Genomic DNA, 15,291 nt, shown 5'->3' on the forward strand with positions numbered 1-15,291 from the left:
TCCGGCAAACCCGGCGTGGTTCAGTTCGAATCCAAACGGTTCTTCAATTGATTGAGTTCGTCATTGGGGTCAGGATCAGTGTTCTGATAGTCGCCAGAAATATACAACACGTCTAAATCGTGCAGTGGCCGAATCGCCGTAAATCTAGCAAATGATCCGATCTGAATTGTTGACTGTGACCCAAGTACGTCTCTGATCGAATTGTAGAGATTGGATACTAGCGATCGATCATCTGCTGTTGGCGAAAGACTGTCGCGTGAATAATTGCGTAGCGCTATGTTGAGCTCATTTTTTTTCATATGCTGTTGCCATCATTGCGACGATTAAATCGTTTAACATCCGTCCCCGGAAATTAGAAATGACAACATTTCTTTCGAGCTCTAGCTTCTCAATGGCCTCCTTGGGGATATAGCCATCAACCTGTGGGGCGTATATCAGTAGAGCGGTGCTATCCTTCTTTAGACGGATTATATCGTCTATATGATCTTTCCAGGCAGCCCAATATACAACGAAGACTGATGCAGTTTCAGCGCGACCTAATTCGCTTCGGCTGTTTACGACAACGATATTTTTGGCTTTGAATAGTCGAGAATCCGTTAGAACGTTCTCCAAGGCAGCCAGGTTGGGGCCTGTTGCAAAGATCGCGACCTTTCTGGCATTAAGACCTCGCCCCAATCTGAGAAGAACAGGGATCAAGCCCGAAGCAATTCCAACGACTAAGCCTACTGCCGCTATTATAGCGACGATAGCTGGTACAATTCGGACAAGCGAAACTAGATCGATGCTCATTCAATCTCCGATTCCAAGGCAACCAACTGCCTGAAATCAAAAATAGAATGCCGATTCTGTAGTTTTGGAAAGAGCCTAGCCCGCCACCCCAATCGCCTCACTCGCCACAATATCCCCGTCATAGAGCGCGCGGCCCAGGATTGTGCCGGCGATGGGGGCGCCGCTGGCCTTCAGGGCACGGATGTCGTCTACGCTTTTGACGCCGCCCGACGCGATGACGGGGATGGAGACAGTGTTGGCCAGGTCTGCCGTGAACGGAACATTGACGCCGGTTTTGAGGCCGTCGCGGCCGATGTCTGTCGCCACGATGGCGGCGACGCCGCAGCCTTCGAAAGCCTTGGCGAGCTCTGTGGCGCGCATGTCGCTGGTTTCGGCCCAGCCTTCCACGGCGACCATGCCGTCCTTCGCGTCGATGCCCACCACGATGCGGCCGGGCAGGGCGCGGGCAGCGTCTTTCACCAGTTGAGGATCGCGCAGGGCAATCGTGCCGAGGATGACGCGGGAGATGCCGGCCTCCAGCCAGGCATCAATCTGGGCGCGCGTGCGGATGCCGCCGCCGAGCTGAACCGGGGCGGGGGTGGATTTGAGGATGCTTTCCACGGCGGCCTTGTTCACCGGTTCGCCGGCGAAGGCGCCGTTCAGGTCCACCACATGCAGATGGGTGAAGCCCATCTCGTGGAAGGCGCGGGCCTGGGCGCCGGGATCGGTGTTGAACACGGTGGCTGCGTCCATCTCCCCGCGCAGCAGGCGCACGCAGGCGCCGTCTTTCAGGTCAATGGCGGGGTAGAGGGTGAAGGTCATGGTGTCGTCTTTTGTTTGAACCCCTCTCCCTCGGGAGAGGGGCAGGGGTGAGGGGGTGGTACAGTCTGGCCGGGGGCGGCGGGGAGGTGTTGCGCTCCCTCACCCCCAACCCCCTCTCCCAGGGGAGAGGGGGCTAGAAGGTCAAGGGGTCCACTCCAGGAAGTTGGCGAGCAGGGTGAGGCCGAGGCGCTGGCTTTTTTCGGGGTGGAATTGCGTGCCGAAGAGGTTGTCGCGGGCGATGGCGGCGGCCAGCGGAGCGCCATAATCGGTCCAGGCGGAAACCTCGCCCTGGTCTTCCGGGCGGAAGGCGTAGGAATGGGTGAAATAGGCGTGGGGCTTGTCGCCGAGGCCCGCCAGAACGGGATGGGGCGCGGGGATCATCAGCTCGTTCCAGCCGACATGTGGCACGGGCAGGCCGGGGGCAGGGACGAGCGCTTCGACGATGCCATGCACCCAGCCAAGGCCGGGGGTTTCGCCGTCTTCCAGCCCGATGTCTGCCATCAGCTGCATGCCCACGCAGATGCCCAGGAAAGGCCGGCCCTTGCGCAGCACGGCCTCTTCGAGGGCGTCGACCATGCCGGGAATGGCGCGCAGGGCGCCGGCGCAGTCGGCAAAGTGGCCCACGCCCGGCAGCACGATGCGCCCGGCCGCGAGGATGTCTTCAGGGCGCGCGGTGACGTGGATGGCGGCGGCGTCCCCTGCCGCGGCGGCGAGGGCGCGCGCGCAGGAATGCAGGTTGCCGGAACCGTAATCGATGAGGGCCACGCGGGTCATGGCCGCGCTCTTAGCGGGGGCGCGGGGCCATGGCAATCAAGCGCGTTTGCGACACAGGCGCCGGGCCCTGTCAGCCGAGCGGCACCCAGTTGCCATGGAAGCCGGGCGGAATCCGGTGGGGCAGGGCGATGCTGGCCACCGGCGGGCCGGTGAAATCCTGCGCATTGAGGATCACGAGGCCGGTGGTGTCGGAGGCTGTGTCGATGACATAGCCGATCAGCCAGCCTTCATCCTCGGCGGCGGTTTCATGGGCCGGCACGAAGACAAACTCGCCGGGCATGCGGCCGGGGCCGAAATCGTGCACCTGGCGCGTGCCGGCGCCGAGGTCATGCTTGAAGAGGCGCGGGTCGCCCAGGAAGCTCGGGTCTCCCTGCGCGGGCAGGGCCACGGTGTAGGCATAGCGGTAGGGTTGGCCGATGCGGCGTTCGTCCGGACGCGGAAATTCCTGTGGGGCGTCGTCGATGATGCGGCGGGTCACGGCGCGGGCGGCGGGGTCTATCTCCAGGCTCTCGAAGGCGCAGATGCTGCCATTGGGGCCCGTGTTTCCGTCCACGAACATGTCCTGATGCACGCAGGCATCCATGATCACCTTGCCGTCTTCGGTTTCATAGGCATTGGCGGGGTGGAAGATGTAGCAGGGCTCGACATCGCACCAGAGGATGTCGCTGCCCTTGCCCTCACGGGGGAGGAGGCCGATGCGGGCGGTGTGTTTCGGGTTCCAGCGATAGGGGAAGGATGCCCCGCCGATCAGCGCGGCCATGGAGAAGGTGACGGGCAGATCCATCACGATCACATAGTTGCGGGTGATCATGCAGTCATGGATGGAGGGGCCGTTCTGCACGGCGATGGGCTCGTGGCGGCGCACGGCGCCCTCGGCGGTGATCACGGTGTGCCAGATGGTGGTCTGGTTCTGGCCGGTATAGCAGATGGCGTGGGTCTCGCCGGTCAGCGGATCAAGGTGGGGGTGCGCGGTATAGCCCTGGCGCAGGAGGCCGCCGAAATCGCTGCGGGCGCGGGTTTCCAGCGTATCGGAAACTTCCACCGGCAGGCCGCCCGCCTCGACCAACGCCCATATACGCCCGGCCATGGCGACAACATTCGTGTTCGGACTTTCCGACCCCGCCGGAGTGCGCGGGCCGGGGGCGGGGGGCTCGCCCAGGGCCTGGCTGATCTGCGGCGAGCGGACCCAGCGGTTGCGATACCAGAGCGCCTTGCCGCCCTCCAGGCGCACACCATGCAGCATCCCGTCGCCGACGAACCAGTGATGGGTGGCGGGGTTGGGCGGGCTGAAGGGGTTGGGGCCGTTGCGCAGGTAGAGACCATTCAGCGCAGGCGGGATGGTGCCGGTCACTTTCAGGTCCGTCAGGGTGTATTCAGCTTCCATCGGCTGATGGATGCCGGTGAGGTAAGGATTGGGCGCGCTGGACTTGCGGTGCGCGCGGTTGAAGCCCGCCACACCCATGATGCCTTTGGTAACAACGCTGCGAATGGCAGTTTCGACGGGGCTGGGCATGGTGGGGTCCTTTGAAGCAGCCAGGTTGCGGAGGATGAGAACAATGTTTACGGTGATAACATGATCGAGAATGATAACACTGTCAACATGGGCGGGGAGAAAAACCGCTATCATCATGGCGACCTGCGCGCGGCTTTGATCGCGGAGGGGCTGAAGCTCATCGGCTCAGGCCCGGCAGAGACGCTGAGCCTGCGAGAGATTGCGCGCAATGCCGGGGTGTCGGCCACGGCGGTCTACCGCCACTTTCCGGACAAGGCGGCGCTGCTCAGCGCGCTGTGCACCGAAGGTCACGCCATGATGGCGGCTGCTTTTGAGAAGGCCATGGCGGGGAAGGGGGACCGTATGGCCGCCTTCATCTCCATGGGCCGGGCCTATGTTCAGTTTGCCCTCGCTCATCCGGCGCTGTTCCGGCTGATGATGGCGCAGCCGGGCGCAGGCCCTGCCCACGCGCCGCAGCCCTGCGCCGAAGACAGGCCGGAGGATGGCATGACCCTGCTGGTGCGGGCGCTGGATGATCTCTATGGGCGGGATATGCCTGCCGGGCTGCGGGAGGCGCGGCGGCTGAAATCCTGGGCGCTGGTGCATGGCCTCGCCATGCTGATGCTGGACGGGCAGGTGCCCGCCGAGCCGGCACTGATCGATGCGGTGATCGACGCCCACGCCATTTAGGCGCGGGCTTTGGGCCGGATCAGAGGCTGCCCTTGGTGCTGGCAGGCTTGCCGCCGAGGCGCGGGTCTACGGTGATGGCCGTGCGCAGGGCGCGGGCGGTGGCCTTGAAACAGCTTTCGGCGATGTGGTGGTTGTTCTCGCCATAGATGTTCTCGACATGCAGGCACATGCCGCCATTGCCCGCGAGGGCATGGAAGAACTCCTTGAAGAGTTCGGTGTCCATCTCGCCGATCTTGTCGCGGCGGAATTCCACTTTCCAGATCAGATAGGGGCGCTTGCAAAGGTCGATGGAGGCGCGGGTCAGCGTTTCGTCCATCGGGATATAGGCATGGCCAAAGCGCGTGATGCCGCCAAAATCGCCCAGCGCCTGGGCAATCGCCTGGCCGATCACGATGCCGGTATCTTCGACCGAATGGTGGAAGTCGATATGGGTGTCGCCCTTGCAGCTCACTTTCAGGTCGATCAGCGAATGGCGGGCCAGACTGTCCAGCATGTGATCGAAAAAGCCGATTCCCGTCTCAATGTCGGCTTTGCCGGTGCCATCCAGGTTAACGGAAACCAAGATTTCGGTTTCCTTTGTCTTGCGGGTGACGTCTGCGGTGCGGTTCTTTGTCATGAGAGGCCATATAAACTGCCGGAGGCGCTACAGCTAGCGCATCTGTGTTCACGGATTCCTAAACATCTATAGGGCAGTTTCTGCGGGAATTACTTAGTTGGGCACCCGTGGTGGGCAATGGATTGAAACAGGGAAGCCTTATCGGCCGTCTGACCGGCAGCCTCACCATTCCGGCATTTGCCGGGATCTCCGGCGGGCTTTTATCAATTTTCCTGTTTGCCCTGATCGTTGCCGCCGAGGTGATTTTCCGCACCAACAGCCAGAATGCGCCGATCGGGTTTTCCGTTCCCCTGCCGGTGATCGTGGGCATGTTGCTGTTCACGATCATCACCTCCGCCACCGTCTGCTACCTGCTGGCGCGCCCGCTGCAGGACGTGTTCCTGCGCTTTACCACTTACATGATGTCGACCCGCGGGGACGTGGACGCGGACCTTTACTCCCTGCAGTTTCCGGAGCTGCGGCGCCTGCGCGTGGCCACCACGCGCACCGTGCGAAAGCTGAAACGGGAGAATGATCACCTCCGCAAGATCGCCTATCGTGACAGCCGCACCGGCCTGCCCAATGCCATTGCTGCCGAGAAGCGCATCTTCGAGATCCTTCCCAGCGCCAGCTTTGAGCGCCCCGCCGCCTTTATCCTGCTCGACATCGACCGGTTTGCGCATCTGGTTGAGCAGGTGGGGGCAGGGCATGGCGACATGATGATCCATGCCGCCGCCCAGCGGATTTCAAAAGCGCTGAGCGATGTGCCCGACCCCTCGGCCTCGGCGCTGCGGGGCTCCATGCTGGCGGCATTGACGGCGGATCAGTTCACCCTGTTCATGCCGAACGCCGGCAGCCGGGAACATGTGATCGCGATCGCCCGGGCTATCCGGAATGCTTTCAACGAGCCGTTCACCATCCTTGGCCGGCCAGTGACGATGTCGCTGTCGGGCGGCATCGTGATGGCGCCGGAAGACGCCGATTCGCCGCAGAAGCTGATGCAGAATGCCAAGCTGGCATTGCGCCTTGTACGGAACGAATCCCAGTCCGGCTTCCGCTTCTTCACCCCGCGTCTGACGCGCATCGTGCAGGGGCGTTACCGGTTTGAGGCAGAGCTGCGCGACGCGGTGGAGAACCGCGAGTTCAAGGCCGTGTTCCAGCCGAAGATCGATTTTGCCACGGGCCGTATCGTCGGCGCCGAGGCGCTGGCGCGCTGGCGCCGCTCCAACGGCAAGCTGATCTCACCAGCGGCGTTTATTCCGGTGGCGGAGGAAGCTGGCCTGATTGAGGAGATAGGCAAGCAGATCCTGGAAGCGGCCTGTGAGGCTGCGCGCACCTGGGAACTTGAAGGCCATGACGTGACTGTTGCCGTCAACGTCTCCCCCAGCCAGTTCCAGCGCAATGATCTGACCGAAACGGTGATGGGCGCTCTGCGCCGCTCCGGCCTTCATCCGCGCCGGCTGGAGCTGGAGATCACCGAAAGCATGGCGGTGTCGGATCCGGGGCGCGTGGCCGAGTTCATCTCGCCGCTGCGGGCGATGGGCACCAAGCTTGCCATCGACGATTTCGGAACGGGCCATTCAAACCTTGCGACCCTCACCCAGCGGCCCTTCGATGTATTCAAGATCGACCGGCAGTTTGTCTCTGCGCTGGAGACAGATCGTCAGGCCCCGGCCATTGTCGAGATGATCCTCGCCATGGCCGAAACCCTTGGCCTGAAGACGGTTGCCGAAGGGGTGGAGACCACCAAGCAGGCAGATTTCCTGCGCCGCCGGGGATGCACCATGGCGCAGGGTTTTCTTTACAGCCCCGGCTTGCCGGATCAGGCGTTCCTGGAACTTCTGCGCGCGTGGAGACCGCTCGGCGCCAATGATGAGACCGGAAGTCCGGAAGCCTATCAGGCCCCGCGCCGGTAAGTGTAGACGGGCACGCCGCCCAGCAGTGTTTCGCCGGTATGACTGTAGCCGAGCTTTTCGGCGACGCGCCGTGATCCGGAATTTTCCGGCTCGATCACGCAGCAGCTGCTGGCGAACTCTGTTCCATCCAGCCAGTCATGGATCGCGCGCACGGCTTCTGTGCCATAGCCCTTGCCCCAGGCCTGTGGGCCAAAGGCCCAGCCCGCTTCGGGGCCCCAGATCAGCTCCTTGGGCAGGCCCCTTTCGAAGTCAGCAAAGCCGGCTTCGCCGAGATAGGCGCCGTTCGCTTTGTCGGTGACCACCCAATAGCCGAACCCCTTCATTTCCCAGAGGCCGATGCCGCGCAAAAGGCCAAACCAGGCATCCTGGCGCGAGCGCGGTTTGCCGCCGATGAAACGGGTGACTTCATCAGAGCCCCACATGGCCGCTGACGCGTCAATGTCTCGGGGTTCGGCGGCCCGCAGAACCAGGCGTTCGGTTTCCAGAACCGGCGCCTTCACGCACCAGCCTTCATTTTCGCCAGCATCGCGCCCATGGCGGCGTGAACCGTCTGGATGGCTTTCAGGGGACGGACCATCACCTTGAAATCCGTGATCTGACCATCCGCGTTCCATTCCATCATGTCCACGCCGTTGACGAGGATGCCGTCCATCATCGTCTCGAATTCCAGAACGGCGCGGTCGCCGCAATCGAATACGCGGGTGTAGCGGAAATCGTCATTGCCGAGCGTCTCACCGGCAGCCAGCAGATAGGCCATGGTGATTGCCTTGCCTTCCTGCGGGGTGTGAACGACGGGGCTCTTGAACACGACGTTTTCGGCGAGGATAGCGGACAGGCCCTCGGCGGAGTGGTCACGGGTCATCCAGTCGAACCAGGCCTGCAGGTTCGGGCTGTGCCCGGTTTCGGGGATCAGATGCTTTGCCATGGGGTTTCCTTGAAAAGAGGAGGGCGATGAGCGCAGGCGGGGGAGGGGTTATTCGCCCACCACCGGTTCGGCGATCAGATAGTCGGTGGCCTGATCGAAGCAGGTTCCCTTCATCACCACGAAGCCGCCCGGAAAGTCCGGCTTGGTGAAGATGATGTCCATCCGGCCCCAGGTATAGGCTTTGCCCCCGCCCAGCGGATCGGTCATCGCGGCGGGGCAGAGGCCGTCCGTGGCGGTGTCAGGATCAACCCAGACGCCGGCGTAGAAGCCGCGCCCCTCGCTCACCCCGGCAAGGCCCGGAAAGATGCCGATCAGGCGCTGGCCGGTCTCGCCGGGAAAGGAGAGGATCGCCTCGCCAGATTCGAGATCCGCCTCGTAGACGATCTCGCCCACATTTGTGGTCCACACTTCATCTGCCGCTGCGTGGCCGGAAATGGCCAGAATTGTCCCGAATAGTCCTGCGATTGTCCTCAACATGGCTAGCTCCTGCCGGTTCCTGACCGGCGCAGGCTAGGCCTGTCTCGGGATTTTGGCGAGGGCCAATTCAACCGGCATAGGCGGCGGCAAGATCGGGATCTTTCGAGGCGACGAGGTCTGCCAGATCGGAAATCACCTTTGCCTGTTTCCAGGTGGCGTCGTCCTGCATCTTGCCATCGATCATGGCGACGCCGGAGCCATCGGGCATGGCGGCGAGAATCTTGCGGGCAAACTTCACCTCATCCGGATCGGGCGAGAAGACGCGCTTGGCAATCGCGATCTGGTTGGGGTGCAGGCTCCAGGTGCCCGCGCAGCCGAGCAGGAAGGCGTTGCGGAACTGCTGCTCGCAGGCGTCAAGGTCGGCAATGTCGCCGAAGGGGCCGTAGAAGGCGTTGATGCCGGCCATGCGGCACGCATCGACCAGGCGGGCGATGGTGTAGTGCCACGGGTCCTGCTGGGCGCTGGCGCGCGGACTGCCATCGGATTTCGGGTCTTCGATCACGCGGTAGAAGGGGTGGCCGCCGCCAACGCGGGTGGTCTTCATCTTGCGGCTGGCGGCAAGGTCTGCCGGGCCAAGGCTGATACCCTGCATTCTCGGGGAGGCGAGGGCGATCTCCTCGACACGGGCCACGCCCTCGGCCGTCTCCAGGATGGCGTGGAAGAGGATGGGGCGCTTGAGGCCGGCCTTGGCTTCCAGCTGGGCGACATATTGATCGGCAAAGTGAATGTCCCACGGTCCCTCGACCTTGGGCAGCATGATCACGTCGAGCTGGTGGCCGGCTTTCAACACCAGCTCCGATACGTCCTCCTGAAACCAGGGGGAGTTGAGACAGTTCACGCGGCTCCAGAAGCCGGTGCCCTTGGCCTGCCAGTCGTACATGTTGGCCATCTCGATGGCGCCGGCGCGGGCGGCGTCCTTGGCGTCTGCAGGGATCGCGTCTTCCAAGTTTGCCAGCATCACGTCCACCGTCGGGGCCATTTCGGGCACCTTGGCGCGCACTTTCTCCAGATGCGGCGGCACGAAATGGATCATGCGCTCCAGCTTCACCGGCAGTTCGCGATAGGGCTCAGGCGCGCCGATGGCGAGCGGCTTGAAGAAATTGCGCGGCGTTTTCTGGCTCATCTGGGGCTCCCTCTTGCCGGGGAAGGATTAAGGGCGGTGCTGCACCGCGTCAAACCGGCAGGGTGTGACGGAACGCCCGGCACTCTGATGCGTTTTCCTCACAGACGAGACGGAAAGGGACTCCCATGTCGCTATTGATGATCCTGCTGACGATTTTCCTGCCGCCGGTCGCGGTGTTGATCAAGGAAGGTCTTGGCCTGCAATTCCTGCTCAACGTGCTGCTGACGCTGATCGGCTGGCTGCCCGGCGTTGTTCACGCTTTCTGGGTCAATAGCCGCGGCTCGGCGATCGCCTGAGATTAGCGGCGGCTGCGGCCTGCCAACGCCAGGGGGTGGGCTGTTTCCAGCAGTTCGGCGAGTTCATCAGTCAGGACGTGGGTGTAGATCTGCGTCGTGGCGATGTCGGCGTGACCGAGAAGGGTCTGCACAACCCGGAGGTCCGCCCCGCCTTGCAGAAGGTGGGTCGCGTAGGCATGCCTGAGAGCATGTGGGTAGACCCGCTCTGACCTGATCCCCGCTTTCATGGCGAGGTCTTCCAGCATCTGCCCCAGACGCCGGCGCGTGAGGTGGCCTTCCTTGCCGCGCGAAGGAAAGACGAACCCTTCCGCCTTGCCGCGCAGCAGCGGGTTGTCCGGCAGGCTTTGCTCGCGCACGTCCAGCCATTCGGCCAGCGCGATCAGGGCTGCCCGGCCAAGTGGGCACAGCCGGTCCTTGCCGCCCTTGCCGCGGATGATGATGTCGGCGCTCATCCATTGCCCGGCCTTGCGGCGGGGCAGGTTGCCCACCCGCAGCGTCACCAGTTCCGAGGCCCGCAGGCCCGCGCCATAGAGCAGCTCCACCAGACATTTCAGGCGTTTGTCCGGTTCGCAGGCGGCGATCAGCCGGGATACTTCCTCGCGGGAGAGCACATCGGGTACTTCGCGTTCGGGGGAGGGGCCGTCCAGGCGGGCGGTCGGGTCGTCCTTCCGGTCGCCTTCCTGAAAGAGGAACCGGAAGAAACGCCGCACGGCGGACAGTTTCCGGGCCTGGGTGGAGGGCGCCATGCCGCGCGCGGCCAGGTCTGCCAGCCAGTTAGACAGGTCTGCCGAGGAGGCAGTCACCAGACGCAGGCCGCAGAATTCGGAGGCGTCCAGCAGGTCGCGCCCATAGGCGTCGAGCGTATTGGGGCTTGCGCCCCGCTCGGCCGACATCATTTCAAGAAAGGCGCCAATACGCGAACGGTCATCCATCCGCCAACGCTAGGGAAACGCGGTTAAGGGGGCGTTTCAGCCTATTCGAGAGCGCCTTCAACAGGTATGCGGATTTCGCCTTCTGGCGGCGCGTTCTTGACGGCACGCTGGCCTAACCACCACATACCCCCGGCAATGGCGACCGCGAGAATAACGAACAGGATGAGATATTTGCGCATGAAACCGGCCCAGAAAACGAGTGTGGCAGGGCGAATCTGCCTGCCGATTGCGCCGTCTATGTGGCACCACTAGGACATATGCGCAACGCCGGGTAATACGAACAGATGCCTTCCGACTCAGACCCTTCAAGTACGCAGCTGCCCTTCCACGGGCGCACGATTGCGCTTGTCGGTCTTATGGGCGCGGGCAAATCGACGGTTGGGCGGCGGCTGGCCGACAAGCTGGGCCGGGATTTTTACGACAGCGACCATGAAATCGAGAAGGCCGCCGGCCTGTCGATTTCCGACATCTTTGCCAAACATGGCGAGGCCGATTTCCGGCGCGGCGAGAAACAGGTGATCCGCCGCCTGCTGGATATGCCCCCGCATGTGCTTGCGACCGGGGGAGGGGCCTACCTTGATCCTGACACTCGCGCGATCCTGCGCGAGCGGGCGATCACGGTCTGGCTGAATGCAGATATCGAAACGCTCTGGCGGCGGGTGCAGAAGCGCGACACCCGCCCGTTGCTGCAGCGGGCCGACGCCAAGGAACACCTCGCCCATCTCGTGATGGAGCGCCAGCCTTTCTATTCGCAGGCCGATCTGGTGGTCCATTCCAAGGACGGCCCTCACACGCATACAGTCAATGCGATCCTGAAAGCTCTTCAGACTTGGAAACCGAAATGAACACTATCTCTTCGCTGGAAACGGTGCGCGTCGATCTGGGCGCGCGGGCGTATGATATTCTGGTGGGGCATGGCGCGCTGGCGGAGCTCGGCCCGCGCCTGTCGGTCATGCTCAAGCGCCCCCGCGCCTTTGTGCTGACAGATGAAACGGTGATGCGTCACCACAAGACCGCGCTGGAGGCGGCAGTGAAGACTGCCGGCATCCAGCTTGACTGGTACAGTCTGCCGCCGGGCGAGAAGACCAAGAGCTTTTCCAATCTCGAAGGCGTGCTCGACTGGCTGTTGGCGGGCGGGGCAGACCGGGGCGATACGCTGATCGCTTTCGGCGGCGGCGTGATCGGAGACATGGGCGGGTTGGCCGCCAGCCTGATGAAACGCGGCATGGGGTTCGTGCAGGTGCCCACCACGCTGCTGGCGCAAGTGGATTCGTCTGTGGGCGGAAAGACGGCGGTGAACACCCCGCGCGGCAAGAACCTCATCGGCGCTTTCTATCAGCCGCGCCTCGTGATCGCCGATACGGCGCTGCTGGCGACCCTGCCGGAGCGGGAGCTGAAAGCCGGCTATGCGGAGATCGTGAAATACGGCCTCATCAATGACGCGCCTTTCTTCAACTGGCTGGCAGAGCATAGCCAGAAGGTTCTGGCGCTGGAACCGGAAGCGGCTCGCTATGCGGTTGCGCGTTCCTGCGCTGCGAAGGCGGCCATTGTGGTTGAGGACGAAACTGAAACGGGTGTGCGTCAGCTGCTCAATCTTGGCCACACATTCGGGCACGCCTTCGAGGCTGCCAATGAATACCGTGAAGACCTGCTGCACGGCGAAGCCGTTGCGCTCGGCATGGCGCTGGCCTTCCGCTATGGCGCCGCAAGCGGCATCACGCCAGCGGCAGACGCTGCGCGCGTGAAGGATGTGCTTGGCGCTTCGGGGCTCCCCGTTTCGCTGGAAGGCTTTGACCGGGAACGCTTCACCGCAAACCGCCTTGCAACGCTGATGCAGCAGGACAAGAAGGCACGCGCCGGGCGCGTGCCGCTGATCCTCGCGCGCGGTATCGGGGCAGCCTATGTTCATCCGGATGCTGACCTTGCCTCGGTTGAACGCTTTCTTGCCACCGAACTTGCCGAATTCACCTGACAGGAGCTGGGTCTTGCCATGATTGCCGGATATGCATTTGCGATCGTCATTTTGCTGATGATATCTGCATTCTTCTCAGGATCGGAGACATCCCTCACAGCCGCGTCCCGCGCTCGGATGCATGCGCTGGAGAAAGACGGCGACAAGCGGGCCCGGACGGTGAACAAGCTGCTCGCCAATCGCGAGAATTTCATCGGCGCCATCCTGCTCGGCAACAATGTCGTCAATATTCTGGCATCGGTCCTGGCGACTTCGATGTTCACGGCTCTTTTCGGGCAAGGCGGCCTTGCGCTTGCTGCGGCGACGGCGGTCATGACCGTGCTCGTTCTGATCTTCTCAGAGGTCATGCCGAAGACCTATGCCATCACGCGGCCAGATTCCGTAGCGCTGGTCGTGGCCGGCCCGATCTCCCTGGTAGTGAAATCCACTTCCTGGATCATCAGGGTCATCCAGCTGATCGTGAACGGCGTGCTTCGCCTTGTCGGCGTCGGTGCGCCGGCGAGCCCGCTTTCGGCTGAAGAGGAAATTCGGGGTGCAATTGATCTGCATGCGGCAGAAGGCGGCGTGGGCAAGGATGATCACCTGCGCCTTGTTGGAGCGCTGGACCTGAAAGATCTCACCGTCGAAGACGTGATGATCCACCGCAAGAACATCTATATGCTGGATGCGGATCTCGAGCCCCGCCAGCTGATCATGAAGGCGTTGTCGAGCCCGCATACGCGCCTGCCGCTCTATCGCGGTGAGAAAGAAGAGATCATCGGTATTCTGCATGCCAAGGACCTGCTGCGGGCTGCGCTGCCGCTGGGCGGCGATGTTTCCAAGCTCGATCTGGATTCGATTCTGCGCAAACCCTGGTTCGTTCCGGAGACCACGCCGGTGCAGGAGCAGCTCAACCAGTTCCTCTCACGAGGCCAGCATTTTGCCCTCGTTATTGACGAGTATGGCGAGTTGCAGGGCCTGATCACGCTGGAAGATATTCTCGAGGAGATCGTTGGCGCGATCCATGACGAGCATGACGTGCAGGTGCAGGGCGTGCGCCCGCAGCCCGATGGCTCGGTCAATGTCGATGGCTGGGTGCCGATCCGCGATCTCAACCGCGCCACCGGCTGGGACCTTCCTGATGAGGAGGCTGTCACGGTCGCGGGCCTGGTGATCCATGAGTCCCAGACTATCCCCGAGCCTGGCCAGAGCTTTGTGTTCCATGGCTACCGGTTCAATGTGCTGCGCCGCCAGCGCAATCAGGTGACCGGGGTGAACGTGTCGCGCGCTGTGGCCGAAATAGAAGCGGATTGAACGCCCGGACTAACTCGCCTCGGGCGCCCGCGCCTTCAGGGCGAGGGCATGCAGGCCGGTGTCGAATTCCCGTTGCAGCACCATCATCACGGCGCGCTGAACCTGCACGCGGGAGAGCCCGGCAAAAGCCTCGGCAACAATTTCAACAGAATAATGCGTCTCGCCGCCCGGCGCAGCGCCGGCATGGCCCGCATGCTTGTGGCTATCGTCGATCACGCTGAGCGAGACGGGCTCAAATGCTGCCGCAAGCGCTGCTTCAATCCGCGTCTGTCTGTCGTTTGGTTGTGGCATGTTTAACCGGCGCTCCCTATTATATGGCCCCATGTCAGACGGCGAACCGTTCAGATACCGAGTCAAGTTCACGGATATACGCGTGAAGCCCCCCGCCGACGAGACGTCGCGCGCACGGGCAAAGCGTACGCGCGTGTGCGAGGAGCCTGGTTGTGATCTGGAAGGGTCTCATCCGGCGCCGCGCCCGGGCGGCAAGGGACGCCACTGGTTCTGCGAGGCACATGCGGCCGCCTATAATCGCAGCTTCAATTTCTTTGAAGGCATGACCGATGCCGAAGCGGCTGCTTTCCTGCGCGCCGAGCAGTATGGCCACAAGCGCACCTGGCGCATGGGCGCAGGGCCGCTGGGCGGGCGCAAGGCCACCGATCCGCATGATCCGCGCCGGTGGGCCGGCCGCAGCTTCTTCGATATGGACGACACGCCCGCGGCCGAGGAGCGGATGCACAGCCATCGCTCAAGCCTGCAGATCCGCGCGCTCCGGGAACTCGACCTGGAGACGGACGCGACGCCGGCGCAGATCCGCGCGCGCTATGCCGAATATGTGCGCCGGTTCCATCCCGATTCCAATAAGGGCGACCGCTCCAGCGAGCATAAGCTCGACCGGGTTCTGCGCGCGGGCAAGCTGCTGAAGGCCTCAGGCCTGATGAAAGGCTGAAGGACCGCCTTCAATCAACCGTAAGACATCATACCCCGCGCCGCGCGCGCTGGCGCACGCGCGTTCATATGCCGGGCCGCTACCCGTCTTGCGGGAAAATCGCACAAAGATAGAATGTAGCTTGTGCCGCGCGCCTCCCGTTTCAGCCGATGATCTGTCAGCGGAAAATATCGGAAGCAGCGCCAAGGCTGACCGGCGACTCCCCAAGATAAAAACTGATCATCCGGCAAATCCCCTGATAATGCGCCGCAACAAACCGAACAGCCGTTT

General features: G+C 62.8%; 19 protein-coding genes. 7 read left to right on the forward strand and 12 right to left on the reverse strand.

Annotated elements, in window-relative coordinates:
* Positions 1-285: 285 nt before the first annotated feature.
* The 4 genes from HPO_RS09505 to HPO_RS09520 all read right to left on the reverse strand — a co-directional run bounded on the left by HPO_RS09505 (position 286) and on the right by HPO_RS09520 (position 3,877).
* On the reverse strand, positions 286-789 hold the full coding sequence (locus tag HPO_RS09505) for a hypothetical protein (protein ID WP_035597669.1): 504 nt from the start codon (positions 787-789) through the stop codon (positions 286-288).
* A gap of 75 nt (positions 790-864) precedes the next feature.
* Positions 865-1,590, reverse strand: a complete 726-nt coding sequence (gene hisA / locus HPO_RS09510) for a 1-(5-phosphoribosyl)-5-[(5-phosphoribosylamino)methylideneamino]imidazole-4-carboxamide isomerase (protein WP_035597672.1) — start codon at positions 1,588-1,590, stop codon at positions 865-867.
* A gap of 141 nt (positions 1,591-1,731) precedes the next feature.
* A complete protein-coding gene (hisH, locus tag HPO_RS09515) occupies positions 1,732-2,364 on the reverse strand; it encodes an imidazole glycerol phosphate synthase subunit HisH (protein WP_035597674.1) in 633 nt (210 codons plus the stop codon).
* 70 nt (positions 2,365-2,434) lie between these two features.
* Positions 2,435-3,877, reverse strand: a complete 1,443-nt coding sequence (locus HPO_RS09520; RefSeq protein ID WP_035597992.1) for an 8'-apo-carotenoid 13,14-cleaving dioxygenase — start codon at positions 3,875-3,877, stop codon at positions 2,435-2,437.
* A 60-nt stretch (positions 3,878-3,937) separates the two neighbouring features.
* On the opposite strand from HPO_RS09520, the gene HPO_RS09525 reads away from it, so the two are divergent.
* Positions 3,938-4,546, forward strand: coding sequence for a TetR/AcrR family transcriptional regulator (locus HPO_RS09525; RefSeq protein ID WP_051612491.1), 609 nt, complete (start codon positions 3,938-3,940; stop codon positions 4,544-4,546).
* A gap of 19 nt (positions 4,547-4,565) precedes the next feature.
* On the opposite strand, the gene hisB is transcribed toward HPO_RS09525, so the two are convergent.
* A complete protein-coding gene (gene hisB / locus HPO_RS09530; RefSeq protein WP_035597679.1) occupies positions 4,566-5,162 on the reverse strand; it encodes an imidazoleglycerol-phosphate dehydratase HisB in 597 nt (198 codons plus the stop codon).
* 122 nt (positions 5,163-5,284) lie between these two features.
* Here hisB and HPO_RS09535 point away from each other — a divergent pair, with 122 nt between their 5' ends.
* Positions 5,285-7,057 carry a putative bifunctional diguanylate cyclase/phosphodiesterase gene (locus HPO_RS09535; RefSeq protein ID WP_051612492.1) on the forward strand — a complete coding sequence of 591 codons (1,773 nt, stop codon included), beginning with the start codon at positions 5,285-5,287 and terminating at the stop codon, positions 7,055-7,057.
* Here the strand turns inward: HPO_RS09535 and HPO_RS09540 are convergent.
* From HPO_RS09540 to HPO_RS09555, 4 genes are all read right to left on the reverse strand, one after another.
* Positions 7,039-7,557 (reverse strand): GNAT family N-acetyltransferase, encoded by a 519-nt coding sequence (locus HPO_RS09540; RefSeq protein WP_035597682.1) that lies wholly within the window; start codon positions 7,555-7,557, stop codon positions 7,039-7,041. The genes HPO_RS09535 and HPO_RS09540 overlap by 19 nt on opposite strands.
* On the reverse strand, positions 7,554-7,982 hold the full coding sequence (locus HPO_RS09545) for a nuclear transport factor 2 family protein (RefSeq protein WP_035597684.1): 429 nt from the start codon (positions 7,980-7,982) through the stop codon (positions 7,554-7,556). The genes HPO_RS09540 and HPO_RS09545 overlap by 4 nt, the downstream gene beginning before the upstream one ends.
* 48 nt (positions 7,983-8,030) lie before the next feature.
* Positions 8,031-8,459: a hypothetical protein gene (locus HPO_RS09550; protein ID WP_051612493.1), complete on the reverse strand. Its 429-nt coding sequence runs from the start codon at positions 8,457-8,459 to the stop codon at positions 8,031-8,033.
* 67 nt (positions 8,460-8,526) lie between these two features.
* Entirely contained in the window at positions 8,527-9,582 is a 1,056-nt protein-coding gene (locus HPO_RS09555; RefSeq protein ID WP_035597686.1) for an HpcH/HpaI aldolase/citrate lyase family protein, read from the reverse strand.
* A 125-nt stretch (positions 9,583-9,707) separates the two neighbouring features.
* Between HPO_RS09555 and HPO_RS20265 the strand changes: the two genes are divergently transcribed.
* Positions 9,708-9,878: a YqaE/Pmp3 family membrane protein gene (locus HPO_RS20265; protein WP_035597689.1), complete on the forward strand. Its 171-nt coding sequence runs from the start codon at positions 9,708-9,710 to the stop codon at positions 9,876-9,878.
* Between the two features lie 2 nt (positions 9,879-9,880).
* On the opposite strand, the gene HPO_RS09565 is transcribed toward HPO_RS20265, so the two are convergent.
* Both HPO_RS09565 and HPO_RS20515 read right to left on the reverse strand, forming a co-directional pair.
* A complete protein-coding gene (locus HPO_RS09565) occupies positions 9,881-10,810 on the reverse strand; it encodes a tyrosine recombinase (protein WP_035597692.1) in 930 nt (309 codons plus the stop codon).
* Between the two features lie 41 nt (positions 10,811-10,851).
* Entirely contained in the window at positions 10,852-10,989 is a 138-nt protein-coding gene (locus HPO_RS20515) for a hypothetical protein (RefSeq protein WP_157532757.1), read from the reverse strand.
* A gap of 105 nt (positions 10,990-11,094) precedes the next feature.
* Between HPO_RS20515 and HPO_RS09570 the strand changes: the two genes are divergently transcribed.
* The 3 genes from HPO_RS09570 to HPO_RS09580 are packed head-to-tail and all read left to right on the forward strand — an operon-like array spanning position 11,095 to position 14,075.
* Positions 11,095-11,655 carry a shikimate kinase gene (locus HPO_RS09570; protein WP_035597695.1) on the forward strand — a complete coding sequence of 187 codons (561 nt, stop codon included), beginning with the start codon at positions 11,095-11,097 and terminating at the stop codon, positions 11,653-11,655.
* Positions 11,652-12,782: a 3-dehydroquinate synthase gene (gene aroB, locus HPO_RS09575; RefSeq protein WP_035597698.1), complete on the forward strand. Its 1,131-nt coding sequence runs from the start codon at positions 11,652-11,654 to the stop codon at positions 12,780-12,782. The genes HPO_RS09570 and aroB overlap by 4 nt, the downstream gene beginning before the upstream one ends.
* An 18-nt stretch (positions 12,783-12,800) precedes the next feature.
* Positions 12,801-14,075, forward strand: a complete 1,275-nt coding sequence (locus HPO_RS09580) for an HlyC/CorC family transporter (protein WP_035597701.1) — start codon at positions 12,801-12,803, stop codon at positions 14,073-14,075.
* A gap of 9 nt (positions 14,076-14,084) precedes the next feature.
* On the opposite strand, the gene HPO_RS09585 is transcribed toward HPO_RS09580, so the two are convergent.
* Positions 14,085-14,366 carry a BolA family protein gene (locus tag HPO_RS09585; protein ID WP_035597704.1) on the reverse strand — a complete coding sequence of 94 codons (282 nt, stop codon included), beginning with the start codon at positions 14,364-14,366 and terminating at the stop codon, positions 14,085-14,087.
* A gap of 82 nt (positions 14,367-14,448) precedes the next feature.
* Between HPO_RS09585 and HPO_RS09590 the strand changes: the two genes are divergently transcribed.
* Positions 14,449-15,021, forward strand: a complete 573-nt coding sequence (locus HPO_RS09590) for a J domain-containing protein (RefSeq protein WP_233349202.1) — start codon at positions 14,449-14,451, stop codon at positions 15,019-15,021.
* The last annotated feature ends 270 nt before the right edge of the window (positions 15,022-15,291 follow it).

It is taken from the genome of Hyphomonas polymorpha PS728 (assembly GCF_000685315.1).
Taxonomy (GTDB): Bacteria; Pseudomonadota; Alphaproteobacteria; order Caulobacterales; family Hyphomonadaceae; genus Hyphomonas; species Hyphomonas polymorpha.